This is a genomic window from Bacteroides sp. CAG:189 (assembly GCF_000432295.1).
In the GTDB taxonomy this organism is placed as follows: Bacteria; Bacteroidota; Bacteroidia; order Bacteroidales; family Bacteroidaceae; genus Bacteroides; species Bacteroides salyersiae.
On record NZ_HF991014.1, the window covers coordinates 1 to 21,818 of the forward strand.

Genomic DNA, 21,818 nt, shown 5'->3' on the forward strand with positions numbered 1-21,818 from the left:
GACAGGCTTAACGGTTGAAAATCGTTACTGTTTCGTTACCTATTTGAAATTTTGAAAGCAAAGTAGCTGAAATATAAGCGGTTAGAGTTATAGGTTCAAAACCCTGTCTCTCCGCTGAAATAGTAGAAATATTTACTAAATAGCCCTGTAAATCATTGATTTACGGGGCTATTTCTTTTTGTGATAAGTTGTAGCATCTTCAAGAAAAAGACGTAGCAACTTTCCAAAAAAGATGTAACAGGTTTTAACGGAAAGATGTGCAGGTTTCCAAAAAAGATGTAGCATCTTTTTTCCGGTGAATGTTTTATTCTTTAGAATGTTGACTCTTCTGTATGTTTTTTCCCCCTTTCACCGGCTTCACCTTTTTTTAATCAAATACCCTATTCATCTGCAGTACAGGGTGAAGGGCCGTTGCCACTTTCCGCTCTCTGTGTAAATACCTTCCAAGAACTGGGCATACGGGGCGTAAGCCTCAGGCATACGGGCAGTGAGCACCGATCATACAGACGGTGGGCACGGTTGCCGGAAAAACAAGGCGTGCCTTCACCCTGCATCACCGATAAATAGGGTATTTGATTAAAAAAGGTGAAGCCGGTGAAGGGGGTAAATTCTATGTGGATAATGTACCCCGATGAACAAAATTGTCCCTTAGGGGAAGCTTCTAAAATGAAATGGCCTGATCAAACCGGAACAATATATCAAGTGTTTTTAAGTCTGTTTAAATTTTGCTCAAAATAAACTGATAAGAACTTTTAAGAGGAAAATTTAAACAGGTTCTAAGCATTGCTAAATATGCTTTTTCAAAAGTAACTTGTTACATGAAAATGATATGTTGCCTTAGCATGGAAGTTATTTGTGTTTTCAATTGGTCGGCATTTATCGGTTTTGCCATATAGGCATCAAAGCCGTTTTCCATGACTTTTTGTTCGTCAGAAGCATAGGCGAAAGCGGTGACAGCTATGATTGGAACCTGAGTCGAATATTTGCGTATCTCTTTAGTCGCTTCGTATCCATCCATAACAGGCATGTTGATATCCATCAGAATGAGTTGTGGAGCATATTCTTTGAATAGATCAACCGCTTCCTTTCCATTCCAGGCATGCACCAAAGTGTAGTCTTTTTTGAGAATGGACTCTATCAGATGATAATTGCTTTCATGATCTTCTGCAACCAGAATCGTGATTTTTTGTTTTTTTATTTTTATCGGTTCTGACTTTGTCTCTTCTTCATGATGCTGATTAGTTGCAGGAACATAAGGTAGGGTAAACCAAAAAGTAGAACCTTCGTTTATCTGGGATTTCAAACCGATTTCCCCTCCCATATGTTCGACGAGGGTTTGACAGATAGAAAGACCTAAACCTGTACCTTGTGCAAAATTGTTTAGCTTAACGAAACGTTCGAATATATCTTTTTGTTTTTCGGCCGGAATGCCACATCCGGTATCGGTGACGTAAAAATAAAGAGTGCCATTGTCACGCTTTTCGTAGCCGAAACGTATGCTGCCTTTATTGGTAAACTTAATGGCATTAGTAGCCAGATTAATAATTATTTGTGAAATGCGGTTACGTTCGGCGTGAATATAAAGTTCCGGTAATTGGGGCTCAAACGAAAGCGTGACCTCTTTGTCCGGAGACAGTTTCAGACGAAGAGAACTTTCCAGCTCTGTCATGACTTTGTTCAGTTCGAAATCAGTGTCTATGAATTCCATCGTACCGGCTTCAATTTTAGAAAGATCGAGGATGTCACTGATAAGTTGTAACAATAAAGTATTGTTGTTGTCGATAATGCTGACATATTCTTGTTTCTCTTCTTCCGCTTCAGTAGAGGCCAGAATTCCGGAGAATCCGACGATGGCATTAAGAGGGGTACGAATCTCATGGCTCATATTAGCAAGGAAAGCAGATTTCAGACGGTTGGATTCTTCTGCACGGTTTTTGGCAGAAACTAAATCTGTCTCCATCTTTTTTCGTTCAGTGATAACCAATGAAGAACCTACCAGTGTTAGTGGTTTTCCTTTTTCATCATAACTTTCTACGGCAGCACGGGCTTCTACCCAATCGATGTGCTTGCAACCATTGACACGGTTCACAACACGGTATTCTTCTTTAACAGTCTGTATACGTCCGGCAATCAGATCGGCATAGGCCTCTTTCACTTTAGGAAGATCTTCTTTGTATATCTTGGCAAAATATTGATTATCGGGCACAGACATTTGTTCTTCATTTATTTTATTATTATCACTTAATTCGACAGGTTTGTTTATGTCACAAAGTATGGTGTGAGTTTGCAGATTCCATTTCCAGGGCACAATGTTGGCTATGTCGAGAGCCATCGAAAGCTTATGGTTGATAGAGCGTAACTGTTTTTGTGCATGATGTAATTCTGTGCTGTTCAGGCAGAATACATCCATAAAGCGTCCGTCGCTGGTAGCGTTTACTACGATATCATAAAATGTATCTATTTCTTTGTAATAGTAAGAGAAAGTGATGGAGCGTTTTTCCTGTAAGGCTATATTCATGAAATACAGGAATTGTGGCATTGATTCCGGGAACATTTCGCTGCCCGACTTTCCTATGATTTCATTTCGTTTGAAGAATCTGTTTTCAAAGTGTTTGTTTACATCGGTGTATTTGGTATCGATGATACGGCCTTCTTTATTTTTTATCAGTTCTTCCGACATATAAAGAATGGGCATGTTATTGATAAGGCTATAGTATCTTGTAGTGGTTTCCAGTTCTTTTTGTTGTAATCGTTTCATCTTTTCGAGTACGTGCAGGCGGTGATACTGGAAAGATAGTAAAAGAACGATAATAAAACAGATACTTCCGATGATTATATATTCGTATTGTTCCCAGAAAGTAGGAGGGGCATTATAGAAAACGGTGTTTTTAGGACAACGCTCGGGACTGAGATTGTGTTGGATTAATGATTGGTAATTGAACCTTGGCGCAGCATCTGTGGCATAGTAAAAAGGGATATCACGTGCCTGTTTTCCATTGAGAATTTCTTTAATCGTGTTTAAAAGCCGGTCGACGTATTTTTCTTCATCATATATGTAGCCGCCTACGATTCCGCCTTCTTCATCGACCCCTACCGTTCTGAATGAAAATAAAGGCATGGATGAAGTGGCGATGATCCGATGCGAATTACTTATCAGTACGGTATTGCCATTGTAGTCCTTGGCACGGAGCCAAGAGGAAAATAGAATGCCGGTAGTTTGCAGGTCTTGCTGGTTCAAGATGGAAAACAGGCTGTCGGTCGAAGTGTTTTTGGCAGAAATGAACTCGTATCCCATTTCCGGATACTTCTCACGGATGAGTTTGGAAAGATCGTAATCGTTTTGTTGGCAGATATATGTTTCATCACCGATGTATATAACTTTATCCATTTGCGGGATCAGTTGTTTCATAAGCTGAAGATTCTCTTCCATATAAATATTGGCCTGCATCATTGTCAGGTTATATTTGTCTTGCAGGCTATTTATAGGAATACGTTCTTCTTCTGTGAGGGGATGCCCTTGAATGATCGAGTCGATAGGCCCTGTGTAATCCCGTTCACCGCACAATATCATAGGGATGTCGGGCCAGCGCCGGTTCAATTCATCGTGTAGGATGAAGCTTGCATTTCCTATAAGTACAATAACTTTGGGAGAGTAGGAATATACTTCTGAAAGTATATCCTTTTTCAGATTTTTTCTTGCTTCAGCGTCTTGTAATGTCAGCATGTTTAAGTTTTCTACATACACTCCGATTTGTTTGTTTTGTGATGCCATGTTTACAATTGGAGTGATGAAACTATTGCTCCAGGGATTAGAACTGCTGTAAGCATTAAGAACGAGAATATGATTGATGTTGGTACCAGTGTTCTCGCTGTATGACAAGTAGGTTTTTACTAATAAGCAGAGGGTGACGATGATTGCTTTTAAAATGCTCCTCATTTCTTTTTTATGATTTTGTTTGTTGCTTGGTTTAAATTTTGAACAAAAATATGTATAAATTAGCGATGGGCAAAAAAAAGCAGGAGAATATTTGAATAAAATGATATAATTGAAGTTAAGTAGTATGATGAAGAAACGTTCAAGTGGCATATCTTGACATAAGCGGATCGTTTTTTGTCAATATTGAGAATGGATCGATACTTTTGAAGGGCTTGGTTGCCCGATGTATTAATCTATCTTTATTCTTGTCTGTATCGTAAACATTCTCCCTTTTTGCGTTGTTGGAACAGCAGTTAATCAATTTAAAGTATTTATCGAAATGGAAGAAAAGAAAATAGCCCGTGAAAATAGAAATGAGGAAAAACTGAGTCATGGCGATTGGGTCATGGCGGAATTTTATGCAACTTGGTGTCCTCACTGTAAGCGTATGCATCCGGTGGTGAAAGAGTTTAAGAAAATGATGGAAGGTATTCTTGAAGTCGTGGAGGTGGACGTGGATCAGGAAAATGCTCTTGCCGAATTTTATACGATTGAAAGTACGCCTACATTCATCTTGATGAGAAAAGGTGAACAATTGTGGAGACAATCCGGAGAATTGAGTTTGGAAAGATTGGAAAGGGCTGTGAAAGAGTTTAAGTCCTGACATGTTTTATGTCTGTAACAGATGAATATTTCTTCTGATGTTGCAGATAGTCGGGATTTATGAAAAAGATGTGGCAGTTTTTTCTATTCTGCCACATCTTTTTCGGAAAGAAGTTATACCCTTTCATACAGAGGATACTGCGTCTTTAGGGACTTAAATACTGTTTTCAAAATTGCAAGTTGCATCACATTTCACTGCAAGTTGCATTGTCTTTTGTCGTTACCCTGATGATTAGTTTATTTTTCGTTCATACTTATTTAATAAAAAACGGGCGTAAATAAGCAGGTCGCCTTCCGGAGTTACTTCAACAGGGCGGGTGGAACTCACCCATGAATCTTCGAACAGTCTGAATTCTCCGTCCAGCTTTTCCTGATCGAATTCCCGATTATTTTCAACTGCTGCAACGACCGCGTCCAGATACATGTCCCAACGTTTGGAATAGTAGTCCTTGATAAGTCCTGCCCAAGTACGACTGGCATAATCATTTAGACGGCCTCCCCAGGTGGTAATCAGATTGCGGGCATTCTTCTCATAATAGTTTTTCAATTCCGGGGTATTGCCGTATTTGCGGGCATCGGAAATCCACTTGTCGAGCGAGCAACGGCTATGGAAGGCATTCAAACGTTCCAGGTCGTTTAGTATTTCGCGCATTTCTGCCGCTCTTGCCTTTAATGCCGGCAGGTCTTTGGCTTCATACATGCGGTCGAAGTCATCTTTTACCGTCAAGAAATAATTTCCAAGTAGTTGGCGTCCTACAGTGATGATATCCAGCCGGAGTGCATCGCGATTGCAATCGGGAGCTTGCAACAGCTTTTGCCATGCCTGAAGCAGAGCGGTATTCGGATAGTTGATGGAAGTACGGTTGTTGGGCTTATTCATTACGGGACGAAGGTTGGGTAGTATGGCCAGGGTTCTGGGAACTTGTACATACACTTGATTGAACAGGATATCCCAAGCTTCGCGAACCGGTTCGGAGGTAACTCCGGTATGACGGTCGGCAAGAGCATTCAGCCAACTGCGATCGTCCGTATTCAGTGTCCAGGCTTTTTCGAAGATATATTCGTAGGGGAACTGCATCACATCCAATCCTTCCAACGTGGAGCCGATACCTTTAAAATTGCTTCCGCCGTTTATCAGGGTGTTGTCCAGACGGGCACCGCTTTCTTTTACGTTTCCGGTGAGCGTGGTGTTTCCGCCAAAGTTACCAAGATAACACCAAATGTAAGGTTGGCCGTGGAAGTGTTCGGTGGTTTTCCATAATTCCACGTTCTCGCAGTGATAATCTAAAAGTACCATTTTGCCTTGCGGCACTCCTGTCAACATTGCTTTCACGCGCGGTGCGGTCCAGTCTTTACGGTCGAAGTAGAACATCCAGGTCATTTGCATCCATTCGGCTTTCGGGTCGGCAGCAGTCAGGGTGTGATACATGTCCGCGGATACTTTACTGAGGTATTCCGGTTCCCAGCTTGGAGGATCTACCTCATTGAAAGGGTCTACGCCATAAATATGATCTGTCCCGAAGAGACGGGTTTGTTCCTTGATGTACTGTTTTTGGATAGTAGCAAATAAGGCTTCTTCCGGATTCAAGAAATGACAGCGATACTCTTCGGCAAAACCTGCCCATTTTCCGAGATTTTGAATATTCGCTTCGGGGAAGATACGCTTCAGTGCACCGGGCACATGTCCGGCGAAGGCGGGAAGTACCGGTTTCATGTTCAATTCGCGTTCGCGGGTCAGAATTTTCTTTTGTAATTCCACTTGGCTATCCAGCCAGTGCATGGGTAGAGGGCCGTTCCATCCATCTATATTGGCCATCCGGTGCCAGGGAAGATAGGTCGGTCCGGTAAAGTAAGAGCGTATTTCTTCATCCGTCAGTCCTATTTTCTTCCATACTTTGTACCACACGGCTTCTTGTCCGGTAATGGCCAGGGGCATGTTGATGCCGTTTAGCGCCATCCAGTCGATGAGGCGTTCCCAGTCTTTCCATTGCCAGAAAGGCATGGTGTAGCCATATGTACAATAATTCAGGAAGAAACGCCGGTCTACTTTCGCTTCTATTTGAATGGGTTTCTCGACAGCCGGAAGTGTTTCAGGCATTTCTACCGGAATGTCAGCATACCAGGAGATAGTGGTCAGGCAATAATATCGCAAGTAGTGATTCAGTCCCATAGCCATCGAGTTGGCATTGTTGCCACTGATTATGATTTTCCGGGGATCGGAAGCGTCCAGGCGGAAACAGTCTTTCCCGTCTATCGGTTTCATCTTTCTGAACTGAAAGTTTTCGGCGTATGCCGGAATGAGACGTTTTACCATCGATTGCATGGCAACTACGTCTTTCTCTTTCGCTCCCGCCGCGAGGGAGAGGAATAGGGTTACGATAACCAGACAAATGTTTCTTTTCATCATTTTTAATTAGAGTTTTATGTAAATTTGTTTCTTAAACAGAATATATCCCACCAGCCAAATGAGGGACAGGAAAAGGGCGGCATACATGAACGAACCGAAATAATTGCCGAATAGAGGTTGCAGGCAGGTATCGAACAGGAAAGTATTGATATGCCATGTACGGAACAGGTCACCGAATATCTCGGCTGCTACATATAGCAGCAATGGATTAACCCCGAAGACTTTGAAGAAAGTACACCATTCTTTCTTTTTTCGGACGTCGATTACTTCAATTAGTACAGCCAATGCCAAAGCAGCTATTCCGCAAGTAACCAGCACGAAACTCGGCGACCACAGGCGTTTATTCAGCGGACAGGCATAGCTGAGCAGGAATCCGGCAAAGAGCAGGAGAGTGCCCATAAAGAAGAGTTGCTGCATCCTCTCCTGGTTGTCTTTCCGGTTGATAAGCATGTGACCGCATACAAAACCGATCATTACTTGGGCTACGGCAGGAATGGTACTCAGAATTCCTTCGGGCTCAACGAATTGCCGGCCTTGCAAGTACATGTGGCTGGTTCCTAAAACGGTGGAATCGACTATGGCCATGATGTTATCGGGACTTTTCTCGAATCCGTTTCCTGCCAGTTGAAGGATAAAATAGCCTATTAGCAAGAGCAGGGCTATCGGAAGAAAACGTTTGTGTGGGATGAATAATGCCATGACGGCAGTGATCCCGTAACAGATGCCGAGCCGTTGCATCACTCCTAAGATGCGCATGTGCTCCCAGTCGTTCCAGATTCCCGTTTCGAAGGAATGGATGAGCCATTTCATCGCAATGCCTATCAGAATTAAAAGAAAAGCACGTTTTATTATTTTTCCGATTGTAAGTTGCCATTGGAAATTGTATTTCCGGAGGGAGATATACGTGGAAATTCCCATTAGGAACATGAACATCGGGAAGACGAGATCGGCAGGAGTAAAGCCGTCCCATTTTGCATGCCGTAGTGGGGCATAGCCATATCCACATGCACCGGCATTGTTGACAAGTATCATGCCGGCAACAGTGATACCTCGCAAAACATCGAGAGAGAGAAGACGTTGGTGGGTGGATATAGGGGGATTCATGATTTATGGATTATGATTTATGAATTATGTGAAACGGGAACTATCAGATGAGACATAGAAGGGTGGTGGAGGTGGCTAATACGGCTCCTATGAGGGTTTCGTAGGGGATAAGTTTTAACCGCTCTTTAAACGTCAGTTCGCAAACGCCTCCGGTGGCATGGAAAAAGGAACCGTGGGGCAGGTGGTCCAGAACGGTAGCGCTGGAATTTATCATGGCAGCTCCCCAGGCGGCTGATATGCCTACGGCAAGGATGGCATCGGCAAAGGAAGCCGAAGCAAGCGTAGCACCAGCGGTAGTGGATGCCGTAGCGGCGGACATTAACGCGCCCGATACCGGGGCTATCATTATTTCGTTGAAATGCGCTTGTTCCAGAAGATGCAGTATCCAGTCTTTAAGGGTGGAGTTCTTGATGACGCCCGCAATTGTTCCTGTTCCGGTCAGCAGTACGGCTACGGTGGACATCTTTTGAAGACCGTACTCCATACTCGGCAAGATGTTTTTCCATTGTTTCATGCAGAGAATGCCGCAGATGCCGCCGATGGGCAATGCGATGAGAGGGTCGACGGTGATTCCTGCCACAGGCCGCAGGGCAAGCAGGATGATTGTGATAATGGGGGCTACCAGACTGCTGGCAAGAGACGGCAATTGTTTGTCGTCTGCAACTTCTTCTTCTTGTTTGGTTCCGTTGTTTGTCAATCTTTTAGGGATAAGACGCATGATGACGAAAATCGTAAAAAGTAGTCCTATAACTGCCGGCAGAACATTATAAAACATGACCGATGAGAGATCGGCTTTAAAGTTTTCGGCGGCAATGATGGTATTCGGGTTGGGAGATACTATATTACCACATTTTCCACCGCCGATCATGGCTATCAGCAGCACGGATGGCGACAGTCCCAGACGTTTTCCGATGGATAAGGCGATGGGGGCTACGGTGATAACCGCTACGTCGATAAAGACGCCGACTGTACACAGCAACATAGTGGCCAGAGCCAAAGCGGCAAATACACGCTTCTCACCGAGTGTGTTGATGATGGCATTGGAAATAGTAGTTGCTGCTCCTGTTTTGATTAGTATGCCCGATAGCACACCTGCCGTAAGAATGCGAATAATGGCCGGAGTTACGTCCTTGACACCGTCCGTCATCACGCTTACGGTATCTGCCAGTGACAGTCCACCCAATAATCCGCCTACAATAGCACCGGCAATCAGGCTGTAGGTAGGAGATATTTTCTTTATAATTAAAAAGACGGATATTAATAATCCGAATAAAGCACCGATGGCAGTCATAGAAGAGGATTTGATTTATGATTTGTGATTTATGATTTATGCTTGGATTCGGGGGATTTAGGAATTCGGGGTGAAATGCTGTATGATACGGAGGAGCTGGGTGACGGTTCGCTCTATATTATTCAGGGTGAATTCTTTTTGCATGGCCTTGTCTAAGGAAACAGGAGCCGGTTGAATGGACAGTACGGCGGTAAATCCCATTTCATTCAGTTGGGTGGTAGCTTCTACTCCTCCTCCCAATGCTATTACGGGAACATGCTGTTCGTGAGCTATTCTCAGTATTCCACCCAGTGCTTTTCCCATAGCTGTCTGGGCATCGAGTTTTCCTTCTCCCGTGAATACTAAATCGGCATCTTGCAGCGATTCGTGAAAATGCAGTATTTCCAGTATGGTGTCGATGCCCGGTTTGAGGGTAGCCCGGAGGAAAGGCAACAGACCGCCTCCCATACCACCGGCTGCTCCGGCACCGGGGATGGAAGCGATGTTTATACCTTTCTGTTCCTCGATTACAGCAGCATAATGTTGTAAACCTTTGTCCAGTGCTATTACTTCTTCATCGGAGGCTCCTTTTTGCGGAGCATATACAAAAGCGGCTCCTTGCGGACCGTAAAACGGATTGTTTACATCACAGGCAATAATAAAAGAAGATTCTTGCAAAGCCGGGTGGAGATGTGAATCGTCAATGGAAGCTATGTGCATCAGGTTGCTTCCCTGTGGATCCAGCCTGTTTCCCGATTTATCGAGAAAACGAACGCCTAAAGCAGCCAGCATACCTATCCCGGCATCATTCGTCGCACTCCCTCCAAGCCCCATGATGAACTGCCGGCAACCTCTGTTCAGTGCATCCAGAACGATTTCTCCCGTGCCATAGGTAGAAGTGTTCATCGGGTTTCGTAGTAGATCCGGGACTAACGGTAGACCACTGGCGGCGGCCATTTCAAGTATGGCCGTTGTTCCGTCGCGGGTAATTCCGTAGGTTATTTCAATCGGGTTCATCAACGGATCGTGTACGAGGCATGATATTCTGTCGACATTTAATCCCGTACAGATGGCTTCTGTCGTTCCTTCGCCTCCGTCTGCAATCGGAAACGTGGCTATGTTGCAGTGAGGATATACTTTTAAAATAGCTTTCTCTGCTGCTTTGGCAATGTCGAGAGACCTAACTGAACCCTTAAATGAGTCGAATGCAAGAAGTATCTTTTTCATGGTTGTGCATCGTTTTAATTAAAACCTCTTTATAATCAAACCTTTTTTGATTCACCAAAAATAAGACTTTAATTTTTTATTTCCTTGGCTTTTTGTACCAATTCGATTGCCATATCCAATGGTTTTTCAAATGGGGTAGTGGTATTATGCCAAGGAGTACGTATCCATTCTTCTTCCCAGTTGTCCAAATCACCGCGTTGCTTGGAGAAATAGAGCTTTAGGCGCGGAATATAGTAATCTTTGATCAATCCGCTCCAAAAACGTGCTGCATAATCCTCCTGGAATCCTCCCCAAGTGGTAATCAGCCGTTTGGCATTTGCTTCATAAGCATCTTTTTCCGCAGGTGTAGTACCGCTATTTCTGGCCAGTTCCACCCATTCCTCCAAACGGTAGAGCGGGTGAGAAGCCAGCAATTTATCAACGTTTAGCAGCAGGTCGATAGCTTGATTTAAATGTTGATGTGCGGCAACCGGCTTTCCGGCGGTATCTTCAGTCAGTGCTTGCTTGTAAAGTTTGTCAGCTTGGGCAGCGATGTAATAGGAAGCAAATTCAATGGCATCGTTGACGTAGAGTTTGGAACGATTTAAGCTGTCTGCACTTGCCAAGAATAATTCTATTCCGTGCAGGAAATCGTCGCTTACGTCTATCTTACTGATACGCCGTTGATCCGGAATTACCGTTTGCCAAGTGAAACGGGGATAGGAATATAGCGAACTGTATGCTGTCTTTCTGAATAGCTCCCAGGCATTTTTCATACTTTCCGGATAGGCACCGTAACGGGCCGTGCAATATGAAGGCATCCATTGCTCCGGATTGATTGCCTGATCGGTCCATCCCATATCTGCCAGTAGCTCGTAGACCACTTCGTTATTTTCGAGCCCTTCGGGTGCTGAGCCGAAACCGATCAGGTTTCCGTGAGAAGGGGCTTTCAGTGCTTCGGCTGAGGAGGTGGCATACATCTGTAAATCGCCTGTCAAAGGTGTTTTTCCTCCGAAATTAGGCACATAGCTGAATATCCATTTCTTTCCGTAGAAACCATCATGTACTTTCCAGGTCTGTTCGGTTCCCCAGACCCATTTCGGGTAATCGTTACCTAAATCGATGATGATCATTTTATCATCCGGGACGTGGCTTAATAATGCTTGCAGGCTTGCTTTGTCCCAGAAATCATGTTGATAGCCGAATGTCCAGCCTTGGGTCACCCAGATGGCATCCGGATTTCCTGCCGTGATGGAGCGATAGATAGATTCTCCGTATTGGGCCAGTAATTTATGTTTTCCTTCCACGTCGTCTTTTGCAACAGGAAGTTCCATCTCGTTGAAGCTGTCCGAGAGATAATAAGTGTTTTTTCCGAATTCCTTTTCCCACTCCTTGACGAACCGTTTTCCGATTTCTTCAAAGAAAGGAGAATCCGGAGGGAGCACGTAGGCATTGAATTTATCATCGAAACCACCCCATTTCAGGTGTTTGAACTTTATATCGGGATGCTTTTCGGCAAAAGCCATCGGCACGAAACCTGCAAAGGCCGGTGCTATCGGCTGCATTCCCAATTCGCGCATGCGGTTAATGATCTGATGTTGTAATTCAATCTGGCTTTTCTGCCATTCGTCGGACAGAGGTCCGTCCCAAGTATTCAGATTTCCCATGCGATGCCAGGGGAGGTGTGCCGGAGCAGTGAAAAATTCTCTGGTTTCTTCTTTTGTCAATCCCATTTGCAGCCATACGCGTTCGGCAATGGCTTCGCTGGCAACAGTGGCCAACGGCATGTTTACTCCTCGGAGTGCCATCCAGTCTATTTCGTTTTCCCAGCGCGCCCAGTCCCAGTAGGGAGTGGTGTATCCGTAGGTACAGACATTTAGGAAATACCGGAAGTCGTAAGGCGTGGTTTGTTTTCTTAATGAATAATCGGGCCATAAAGAGGGAAGTTCCAAATGTTCGCCACTCCAAGTCTTCATACTATGGCATGCTTCTCTCAGATAGGTGTGAAAAGCATAGCAAAGTGCTACTGTGCTACTTCCTTTGAGGGTTAGTTTTCCTTCTTTTGCTTCTATTTCAAAGGTTTCTTTCCCGTCAACGGGATTTATCTGTTGAAAACTAATACCATTTACTTTTTCTCCAATTTGCCGCTCGATGACGTGTTTGGCAGGAGTTACAATATCGGCGGAACCGGAAGTACCGGTGCAGGCGCCCGTAAAAAATACCCAGGCAATAGAAAAACAGGTAAGAAAGAAGCTTCTCATACAATTAGATTTTCAAAATTAATAAAGAGAGCCGGCAACCAAAGACATTAGGGGAATCTCCCCGGTTGCCGGCTGAAAAATGATAGTTGGATTGTGTTAAGATTACATTACTTCAGGACTAATTTGGCCGTAACATTGTTCACTTTAGCAACGTAGATGCCTTTATCTATATTCAAAGTGGTTGAAGCATCTTTCTGAATAGTACCTTCGTATACTTGTTTGCCGGTCAAGTCGTAAACAGATACGGACACAGTACCTTCGAAACCATCTACGAACAGTTGGTTACCATCATTCCAGATTTTAATACTTGACTTTTGGGCTGCCGGGTTCCATAGACCGGTTGCACTTCCATATTCTACAGCACCGATGGCGGGAGTAGCCGGGCGGGCAGTACCTAATTGGTCTGTTGTAGGAATCGTTACTCCTGCATAGCTGGCTGTTCCTTTGGCTATTGCAATACTGTTTTCACAAAGAGAAGCGATAGGTGTGGCATCATTACTCAGAGTCGGGCTCCATACTTCATCTCCTTCAATATCGGGAAATACTGTGTTATCCAATTTGTACAATGAAGTAAACAGCTTGCTGGTTGCGAAATCAGTAACCTTGATATTGGAGTTATCAAACAGGGCAGAGTGGTCTACATTGTTTAACTGGGTATCGTCTGCGGTAGCATAAGTCGCTCCATAAACACAGTTCTTTAATTCCCAATCATAGTTTCTTACGATTTCAACGCCGTCTTTTTTGTCTCCTTTCCAGAAACCTAAATCAGTAGGAACGAAATAAGCTCCATCAACCAACCCACCTGTATTTCCGGCAATAATGGTATTTACCAATACCAGTTTTGAAGAACAATCAGTATTGGAACATACGAAAATACCGCCACCTAAATTCTTGGTTGAGTAATTGGCTGTGATGGTGCTATTGATAATTTTTACACCGTCAAGTGGTTTTGATACATCACGTGAGTAGATATAAATAGCACCGGCACGGTTTCCGGCATAATTGTTCACAAATGTACTGTTTGTTATTGTCAATGCAAATGCTGATTCGTTTTTACCATTGGTGCTATACATATAAATGGCACCTCCGGAAGCCGAACTATTGTTGTTTTTGAATGTAGAATTTTCAATAGTCACTTTGGCATTATTATAAATGCGGATACAGCCTCCATCACCTGTTGCCGAGTTACCGTCGAAAAGACAGTTCTTTATAGAGCAGGTTACATCCTGACTTACTCCTAATACGCCACCCGAACTACTGTGCATATTCTTGATAAAGTCACAATCTTGGATATTTAGGTTGGCTCCTGTCTGTACGAATAATGCTTGAGCTTTATTTTTCCCTGTAAAGACGCAATTTTTAATCATAATCGTGCAAGCTCCTTTCATTGATAATGTTTGCTTGGCACCGGTAAATTTTATTTTGTTTCCGGTAGCTTGGTTCATACCATCGATAGTCAATGATTTGGAATCTATGGTGACAGCATCAAATTCTTCGATGTCATCCGTTGCAAGATTAAACTTGATAACATCGTCAGTTTGTGCACTTGCCATAATGTTAGGGAAAGAACCTTCTACTGAAGGGTCGCCACTGGCACTTGTCACCGTAAGGTCTGCTGCAAACATATTACATGTTGCTAAACTTAATATTGCCGAAAGTAAAATTTGTTTTTTCATAACAATACAATTTTAATTGATTAATAAATGATATATCAGATAAAAGTTCCAAAGTTCGATTTTATAACACCAGCTTATGTGTATAGATCTCATTACCGTTTCTCAACCATAGCAAAACAATCTTTGATTTTTGGTTGTAAATAGGTAATTTGTCTCCATCTTGGATATAGGTATCGAAAATGATTTCTCCGGTGATTGAGTAAAGCTTTACATTAGCTATTCCTTCAATTCCTGTTATACGATAATTGTTACCGTCTTTTACAATCTCTATATTGTTTTTCTCATCCGTTATCGGTTTATTACCGGTAGCGTTTGATAAGTCGATTTTTACATAGACAGGTAAATGGTCTGAGACTGCTGTGAGGTCGATTTCACTCTGATCAGCAATTCCGGTTTCTACAACACGATAGGATGTGGAAGATTGGTTGTGACCTAAGATAAAGTCAATACAGTTTGCCGGAGCCGTAGACGGATAGGTGAACTGTTTGGTATTATTTAAGATAGAAAATCCATTATTTTTGAATGTAACCATCGCCCGGTAAGTCTCTTTTATGTTAAGATCACCTCCTAAAAAAACAGGTTTACTGACACTTTTTGCAAATTTGATGATATAGTCGGTTGCTACATCTCGGTCTTCTGCATTCAGAGAGTAATGGGTAGATAGGAAATAATAATCGGGAAATTCTGCAATTATGATTCCACGATTGTCATCCGGATCGGGTTTTGCCGTTCCTCCTCCTGTTCCTTTAGGAATAAGATGGGTTTTTACTCCAAGCGGTTCTTCTTTGCTTAATAAGGCGATACCGTAGTAGGTATTATGAGTAATTAAAAAACGGGATTTCATTCCGGTTTTAGTACCCAATTGTTCGGCACAGTCTTTCACAAATCTTTGATCTACTTCTTGGATGGCTACTACATCGGGAGTTACACTTTTGATGACAGATGCAATTTTATCTATTTGACGCGAGTTGATGATGGTGTGCCCTTGAATATTATAGGTCATCATCGTCAGTTGTTTTCCCGAATCGTCTGCATGTGCCTGAATCAATCCATAACAGAGACTTATGGCAGTCACCAATAGGCAGCGTAAAGCGGTATTGAGTCTATTCATACTGTTAATTATTTAGTTTCTTTTATTAATTCTAATTCTGTGATAATAGGTAAATGGTCCGATAACAGCGATTGTATGGATTGAGTACGAACAACACGCCAGGCGTTTTTAGGATATCCGAAGAGATAATCAATTTTTATAGATGGTTTATGGGATGGAAAAGTAAGATCGTCATTTGTCAGTAAATTCCAACCGGTCATTCCTCTTTGTATCGTTTTGGAGTCTGGGCGTGCGTTGAAATCACCTCCTAAGATGACAGGGTAAGGCGATTGCATCAATGTTTCCGTAATCTTTTGTATCTGTAAAAAACGGGTATCTTCTGAAAAATAATCCAGATGCGTGCAGGCAAAAGTAATTGTATCGGTACCGTTTACTTCGAAAGTACCTTGAAGCATCACCCTTTGTTCTTTTTCCTGTGGGCGAGGTAACATCATTTTCTCTACTCTGAAATACGGATGTTTGGAAAGCATTCCTATACCGTAATATCCATTTTTATAAGTAATTGATTTTCCGTACAAAGGATACATTCCGGTACGGTATCCTAACTCTGTAATGAAATCTTTTCCATTCTGTCTGGGGGCTCTTTCACGGTAGGTTTTACTGTCAACTTCTTGTAAAGCGACAAAGTCCGGTTGGAAAGCTTTGATGTGTTCGGCTATTTGTTCCAGAGAGGCCAGCTCACCAAAACGGAGATTATAAGTCATGACACGGATGCGCAATGTGTCTTGTTTTTGAGCGAAAGCCCAATTACCCCCAAAGATTGAAAGTAATGTTATTAATAGAAACTTTTTCATTTTGTTTATTTTAGTTTTTCGTATCCTCATCCGAATCGTTTCCGCCATTCCCGGAAGTTTCCGGAGCATTCTCTTCTGTTCCGCAGGAACAGAAGAGAGCCATCAGAGTGAATATGGGCAGGTATATATTCTTATGTCTCATGATATTGTTTTTTTACCAACCTGGATTTTGTCCTAACGATGGGTTTTTTAATCTTTCCTGATAGGGGACAGGCCATAGATAATGCTTGCTTTCATCAAAATTGCGTGAACCGCCTTCGGCAGTAGATTTATCATAAACCACATCACCGAACTCATCTACAATCGGGTTATCCTGATCGTCCACGTACGGACAGCCACCCAATTCATTCATACATACTTCCAAGCTGGGGCAAGTAATAGCACGGCCGAGGCGGAAACCTTCTTTCCAGCGCAGAATATCAAAGTACCGCATACCGTCGAATGACATTTCAATTCGTCTTTCACGTCTTAATTCTGTTTTTAAATCCATATTCCATGCTTCCAGTTCAGAGAGTTTCATCGGATGCATTCCTACCCTGTTACGCAGGCGATTGATCGTTTCATCGATTTGGTCTTGGGTTAAAGTTTCTCCTTGCTGGTTAAATAAGGCTTCTGCATAAATAAGGATAATTTCCGGATAACGAATTACGTTGATGTTATTGTGATCTTGGTCTGTCAGACCGGCCAACTCCGGAGAATTATATTTTTTGAAATAAAATCCGGTCTTTGTATTGGCACCGTTATTATTGTTCCCTTGCAAGGAAGCAAAACGAGGTAAGCCGAAAGTTGCATTTACTCTGTTGCCGGCATCACCATCATCACCGCCGGGCCATGCATCTCCCGGGGTATAGAGGGTCATTTTCATACGTGGATCTCTATCTTTGAAGTAATCGGCATAATGTGTTACCGGATATTTTGATAGAGGGGAAACGGCAACATCGGTTCTTTTGTAATATTCCAAACCGGTAGTGGCAGGTTTGCCGTCTGTACAAAGAAATGCATCGACAAATGTTTTGGAAGCGTTCAAACGTATATAATTTACCGGTGTACAAGTATAATTTGTCATATTATTCATCCGGATATCTTTTACGTATAAGCTATAAATGATGGATTCTTTATTATCAGGATCATTTTCAGAATTTCCTTCCAAGTGATAAACCTTTTCATAGTCATATAAATCGTAAGGACTGTTATCCAAGATATATTTGGAGACCTTTTCCGCCAGTTCATATCTTTGATTTTGGAGAGCGATACGTGCCATCAGTGCCAAGGCTCCCCATCTGTCGATACGGCCTACATCTTGACCGGTCTGAATTTCCGGACTCAGTTTCTCGGCTGCCCACTTCAGATCTTCGATCATCCAGTCGACGACCTCTTCTTTGGGATTACGGGGGCCATAAGCTTCTTCAGAACTGATAACCTTATCGATCAAAGGTACATCACCCCATACAGAAGTCAGCCAAAAGTACTGTAACGCCCGGATTACTTTCACTTCGGCCGCATACACGTCTTTTGTTTCTTGAGGGACATCTGCGGCATTATAATTATCTAAAAAGTTATTGCAATCAAAAATGTGGCCATAAATGTCTCTCCAATAATTGTAGAATGGAAAGTTGTCTTGCGCACTGCTGGTTCCTCCGCTCACTTTACTCAAGCCGGATGTCGGGTCTCCCCATATTACTGTTTCCGCACAAGCTTCACCCAGATTGATTATCAGGTCATATTGCAAACCTTCATAACAGGGATACAAGGCAGCCCGCAGTTGGGCTTCCGTTTTCCAATATGTATCGTTGACCGCTTTGTCTAAAGGATATCTTTCCAAAAAATCACTGCAACTAAAAGTAGTCATCAGGCAGCAGCCTGCCAGAATATATTTTATTTTATTTTTCATGATGTTATTTCTTATTTGTTTAAGTTAGAATGTCAGATTCAATCCAAATACATATGTTCTTACCTGTGGATAAGTATCTCCGGAAGATTGTTGAACTTCGGGGTCGAAGCCGTCGAAATATTTGGTGACGGTAAACAAATTATCGGCAGAGACATAAGCTCTCAATCTGTTGATTCCAAATTTTCTCATCCATTTTTGTGGAAACGTATATCCTAATTGCACATTCTTTAAGCGGAGATATGCTGCATTTTCTATCCAGAAATCCGAGAATCTGCGATTGTGGGTCTGTGCATAATACATACGTGGATATGATGCGTTCGGATTTTCGGGAGTCCATCTGTCTAAATGAGACTTTTTGGGAACCGAGTAGTCGTTGATGAAACAATGTCTGGCCTCTTCACTTAAATAACCGTTTGCTTTGCCCACTCCTTGGAGGTAGAAAGAAAAGTCGATTCCTTTCCATTCCAGTTCTCCTTTGAATGAGTAAGAATATCGTGGCGTCTTGTCACCGATTATTTCTTTGTCGTAATCATCTATAATTCCGTCCGGTTTTCCATCCGGGCCACTGATGTCTTTGTATTTGATATCACCGGGCTGAACGGCAACACCGTCTTGTATCACCGGAAACTTCGGATTTACATAGTTGCCGAAACTGTCTTTTCCTTCAAAATCATCCACTTGTGCCAATCCGTCTGTTCTATACCCATAGTACGCATCAATCGGATCGCCTACTCTGCGAATTTGGTCTCCTAATACGGGGGCGCTCGAACCTAAATCTATAATTTTGTTTCTTGCATCGGATAAATTGAAGAATGCGCGGTATTTCACTTGACCTATTTGATCTCTCCAAGCTAAGTTTATTTCCCATCCTCTACTTTCTACTTCTCCTAAATTCTCCAATGGCAGGTAGTCACGGCTTGAGTCTTTTTGCCATTTTCCTATCACTAAAGGGAAAGAAGGACGTACCAAAGCGTCCATATTGTTTTTCTTGAACCAGTCGGCACTGACCGTTAGACGATTGTTAAAGAGGGCGAAGTCGACACCTATATTGAGCATGCGTATCGTTTCCCATTTTATGTTTTTGTTTCCTAAAGCGATTTGTTGAAAGCCAGTGTTCAACTGATTGCCGATAGGATAAGCTTTGTCTACGGATTCGATTGCTACTAAATATGGATAAAAATTATCACCTACATTCTGGTTACCTAATTCTCCCCATGAAGCACGTAGTTTGGCCATCTGCAAAACAGGGTCTGCAAAACTCATGAATTTTTCTTTAGAGAAATTCCATCCGGCAGAAAAGGAGGGAAAGCATCCCCATCTGTTATCTTTTGCAAAACGGGAAGTTCCATCGTAGCGGACATTGGCTTCGAGCAGATATTTTTCGTCATAATTGTAGTTTATACGGCCGAAGAAAGACCGGAGAGCCCATTCTTCCGCACTGCCCCCGTTGGTGATTTCATCTGTTCCGGCATCTATTACTTCAATTCCATCCAGCAACAGTACTTTTCTACCGGCACTTAATGTGTTGGTGTGTGCCCATTCCTGAGAAAAACCACCCAACAATTTGAAATCATGCAAATTGATGTTTTTCTGGTAAGTGGCAGTGGCATTCAAAGTTTGGGTCAATGTATTGATATGAGATTCACTGATTGAGTTCTTTCTTAATTTGTTTCCCGGGTCTTCCGTACCATCAGACATCCAGCGATTCATTGCCGGGACATATTTTTTGGTATCTCGGGTGTAATAGTTGGCGGCATATTGTCCGTTTAGGTACAGACCTTCTATTATTTTCAAAGAGGCGTTTACCTGTCCGTTGAAAGTACGTGAATTACGTTTATTATAACCGGAATTATAGGCAATGTCCACCGGATTCATCAATGAAGTATATGCGTAATGGTCGGTATCTACCCACTCTCCCTTTTCATTTTGTTCTTTCCATTTTACAGGAAGAAGGGGAGAGACACGCTGAACGGTTCGGAATACACCAGTCGTTCCGGATACACCGTTTTCCTGGCGATAAAAGTCTACGAAACTGATATTACCGTTTATTTTCAGGCGGTCATAGAGTTCTGTATTCATGCTTAGGCGGGCGTTATGTCTTTTTGAGGAGAACGGATCGCCTACGATAAGACCGTCCTGATCTAAATATCCGTATGACATGTAATAGCCGCTTTTTTCCGTACCACCACGGACACTGATATTGTGTCCTGTTTGCATTGCTGATTTTTTATATACTTCTTTTACCCAATCGGTGTTTGAATAGTCATTGGGAGAGTCGCCCCGATCGTATGCTTCGAATGCTTCATCTTGATATAGTTTACCAAAACCGGCAGCTATATACGCTTCATTAGCTAATTCCATATATTCCCGTCCGTTTACTAAGTCGGGTAATGCGGTCGGAGTCTGGAAGCCTACGTATCCTGAATAACTTACTGTGGTTTTTTCTTTCTGATTACCTTGTTTGGTTGTCACCAAGATAACTCCGTTGGCTGCACGAGCACCGTAGATGGCAGAAGATGCAGCATCTTTCAATACGGATACGCTTTCTATATCATCGGGATTCAACAGGTTTAAATCTCCGCCGGCAATTCCGTCGATCAGGATGAGAGGATCGGTTTTGCTGTTCAATGTACTGATACCACGGACTACGATCGACATTTTATCATTGCCCGGTTGGCCGGAAGGCTGTACGATGGATACACCGGGCAACATACCTTGTAAGCCACTACCTACATTGGTAATTGGGCGGCTGGATAGCTCATCGCCTTTTACGGCAGATACAGCTCCTGTCAGGTTTACTTTTTTCTGTACACCGTAGCCTATAACTACTACATCATTCAGCATTTCGGTATTTTCCGTCATACGAACTGATATTTCAGTTTTTGAACCGACTTCAATTTCTTGGGTTTTATAACCGATGAAGGAAAATACCAATGTTTTTCCGGGATCGACTTCTATCGAATAATTACCGTCTATATCAGTGATAGTCCCTTCTTTTCCACCTTTCACAAAAACGCTGACTCCGATCATAGGATCCGTAGTAACCTGATCGATGACTTGGCCACGGACTTTCACTTTCTTTTCCGGAGTAACTCTGTTTTCTGTCTTTTTGTCGAACAGAAGCAGCTTATCTCCCGAAATACTATACCCTACATTCGTCTTTTTCAGTAAACTGTTTAAAGCATCTCTTAAAGTTGCATTTTTCACAGAAATACTTACCAATTGCTTCGTATCGACAAATTCTTTACTGTAAGCAACCGATATCTTTGCTTGTGAGGCGATTTGGGTAACCGCATTTTCAAGCGTTACATTTTTCAGGTCCAATGTTATTTCCCTATTTTGTGCGTGTAATGCTAAAGGAAATATACATAATACCAACCAAATAGAAATCCACTGTCTCACATGAGAGCAAAGACAATAATGATTTTTTTTCAGAGAATTTTTCATTGTGTGTTTTTTAGAATTATGATTATTTTAAATTTGAGCAATAGAATCCCTTGCTAAGAAATGTTCGTTTCT

General features: G+C 42.6%; 13 protein-coding genes. 1 reads left to right on the top strand and 12 read right to left on the bottom strand.

The window, feature by feature from the left end; translation table 11 throughout:
- Positions 1 to 814: 814 nt before the first annotated feature.
- Complete coding sequence (locus QVP90_RS03485) at positions 815 to 3,937, bottom strand: response regulator (protein ID WP_021935667.1); 3,123 nt, start codon at positions 3,935 to 3,937, stop codon at positions 815 to 817.
- A 319-nt stretch (positions 3,938 to 4,256) separates the two neighbouring features.
- Here QVP90_RS03485 and QVP90_RS03490 point away from each other — a divergent pair, with 319 nt between their 5' ends.
- Positions 4,257 to 4,580: a thioredoxin family protein gene (locus tag QVP90_RS03490; protein WP_005924007.1), complete on the top strand. Its 324-nt coding sequence runs from the start codon at positions 4,257 to 4,259 to the stop codon at positions 4,578 to 4,580.
- A gap of 231 nt (positions 4,581 to 4,811) precedes the next feature.
- Here the strand turns inward: QVP90_RS03490 and QVP90_RS03495 are convergent, their stop codons facing one another.
- The 11 genes from QVP90_RS03495 to QVP90_RS03545 all read right to left on the bottom strand — a co-directional run bounded on the left by QVP90_RS03495 (position 4,812) and on the right by QVP90_RS03545 (position 21,746).
- Complete coding sequence (locus QVP90_RS03495) at positions 4,812 to 6,986, bottom strand: alpha-N-acetylglucosaminidase (RefSeq protein ID WP_021935668.1); 2,175 nt, start codon at positions 6,984 to 6,986, stop codon at positions 4,812 to 4,814.
- A gap of 6 nt (positions 6,987 to 6,992) precedes the next feature.
- Positions 6,993 to 8,090 carry an acyltransferase family protein gene (locus tag QVP90_RS03500; protein ID WP_021935669.1) on the bottom strand — a complete coding sequence of 366 codons (1,098 nt, stop codon included), beginning with the start codon at positions 8,088 to 8,090 and terminating at the stop codon, positions 6,993 to 6,995.
- A 43-nt stretch (positions 8,091 to 8,133) separates the two neighbouring features.
- Positions 8,134 to 9,381, bottom strand: a complete 1,248-nt coding sequence (locus tag QVP90_RS03505; protein ID WP_021935670.1) for a GntP family permease — start codon at positions 9,379 to 9,381, stop codon at positions 8,134 to 8,136.
- Positions 9,382 to 9,438: 57 nt separating this feature from the next.
- On the bottom strand, positions 9,439 to 10,587 hold the full coding sequence (locus tag QVP90_RS03510; protein WP_021935671.1) for a glycerate kinase family protein: 1,149 nt from the start codon (positions 10,585 to 10,587) through the stop codon (positions 9,439 to 9,441).
- 68 nt (positions 10,588 to 10,655) lie between these two features.
- Positions 10,656 to 12,827 (bottom strand): alpha-N-acetylglucosaminidase, encoded by a 2,172-nt coding sequence (locus tag QVP90_RS03515; protein WP_021935672.1) that lies wholly within the window; start codon positions 12,825 to 12,827, stop codon positions 10,656 to 10,658.
- Between the two features lie 107 nt (positions 12,828 to 12,934).
- The gene (locus QVP90_RS03520) at positions 12,935 to 14,503 is read right to left on the bottom strand and encodes a T9SS type A sorting domain-containing protein (protein WP_021935673.1); all 1,569 of its coding nucleotides are present in this window, start codon (positions 14,501 to 14,503) and stop codon (positions 12,935 to 12,937) included.
- Between the two features lie 61 nt (positions 14,504 to 14,564).
- Positions 14,565 to 15,614, bottom strand: a complete 1,050-nt coding sequence (locus QVP90_RS03525; protein ID WP_021935674.1) for an endonuclease/exonuclease/phosphatase family protein — start codon at positions 15,612 to 15,614, stop codon at positions 14,565 to 14,567.
- Between the two features lie 8 nt (positions 15,615 to 15,622).
- Positions 15,623 to 16,408, bottom strand: a complete 786-nt coding sequence (locus tag QVP90_RS03530) for an endonuclease/exonuclease/phosphatase family protein (protein WP_005923985.1) — start codon at positions 16,406 to 16,408, stop codon at positions 15,623 to 15,625.
- Between the two features lie 10 nt (positions 16,409 to 16,418).
- Positions 16,419 to 16,550, bottom strand: a complete 132-nt coding sequence (locus QVP90_RS03535; protein ID WP_259029693.1) for a hypothetical protein — start codon at positions 16,548 to 16,550, stop codon at positions 16,419 to 16,421.
- A gap of 12 nt (positions 16,551 to 16,562) precedes the next feature.
- A complete protein-coding gene (locus QVP90_RS03540) occupies positions 16,563 to 18,299 on the bottom strand; it encodes a RagB/SusD family nutrient uptake outer membrane protein (protein WP_005923982.1) in 1,737 nt (578 codons plus the stop codon).
- 24 nt (positions 18,300 to 18,323) lie between these two features.
- The gene (locus QVP90_RS03545; protein WP_005923979.1) at positions 18,324 to 21,746 is read right to left on the bottom strand and encodes a TonB-dependent receptor; all 3,423 of its coding nucleotides are present in this window, start codon (positions 21,744 to 21,746) and stop codon (positions 18,324 to 18,326) included.
- Positions 21,747 to 21,818 lie beyond the last annotated feature (72 nt).